1 protein-coding gene is annotated in these 952 nt (G+C 66.3%); it reads left to right on the top strand.

Going from position 1 to position 952, the window contains the following annotated elements:
* A partial coding sequence (locus HP547_RS28965; protein ID WP_172288929.1) for an Hpt domain-containing protein occupies positions 1–952 on the top strand: 952 nt, incomplete at both ends.

Here is a 952-nt window from a genome sequence, read left to right as displayed (position 1 = left end):
GGACGCTTCTTCGCCCAGGCGCAGCAGGCGCATGAAGCCCTGCTGGACATGCTCGACGAAGTGGCAGCCGGGCAGGATATTCCGCCCCGTCCCGAGCTGGTCGACAGCTTGCGCAACCTGCTGGACCAAGCCCTGGCGCCGGATGCCACCGGGTTGGTGGGCATCGACACGGTCACACCGTTGCACCCGGACATGGACCTGGCCGATACCCTGGGACTGGGGGGGGCGCATGGCCCTTTGTTGCCCGAGTTGGCCGAGCCGCTGAGCGAAGAGCCGGAAAGCCCTGGCGAAGAGTTGCTGGAAGTGTTCCTCGAAGAAAGCTCGGATATCGTCGAGAGCGCCGCGGCAGCCCTGGCGCGCTGGCAGGCCGACCCGCGCAGCAGTGTCGAGGTGGACAACCTGATGCGCGACCTGCACACCCTCAAGGGGGTGGCGCGCATGGTCGAGATTGCGCCTATCGGCGACCTGGCCCACGAACTGGAGTTTCTCTACGAGCTGTTGGCCGCTGGCCGGCTGCCGCCGAGCGCGCCGCTGTTCGCACTGCTGCAGAACTGCCATGACCGCCTGGCGCACATGCTCGATGCCGTGCGCCTTGGGCAGCCGCTGCACGCCGCCACGGCACTGATCGACTACATTCGCAATTTCAGCAGCGCGGCCCTGACTGACAGCGCTGCCGGTCAGGGGCCGCTTGAAGCCGCCGCCAATGATGTACCTGCGGCTGCTCCGGAGCGGGCGCCAGGTGACATGGTCAAGGTCGATGCCGAGTTGCTCGACGGCCTTGGCAACCTGGCGGGCGAACATTCGATCATCCGCGGGCGCATCGAGCAGCAGGTCAATGACGCGCAGTTCGCGCTCAACGAGATGGAAACCACGCTGGAGCGCATGCGCGACCAGTTGCTGCGCCTGGATATCGAAACCCAAGGGCGGATCTCCAGCCGCCAGCAGTTCGAAG

The sequence above is a fragment of the Pseudomonas sp. CM27 genome (genome assembly GCF_013179515.1).
In the GTDB taxonomy this organism is placed as follows: domain Bacteria; phylum Pseudomonadota; class Gammaproteobacteria; order Pseudomonadales; family Pseudomonadaceae; genus Aquipseudomonas.
Note: the sequence above shows the minus strand (reverse complement) of the source record. Positions and strands in the feature narration are given on the sequence as shown.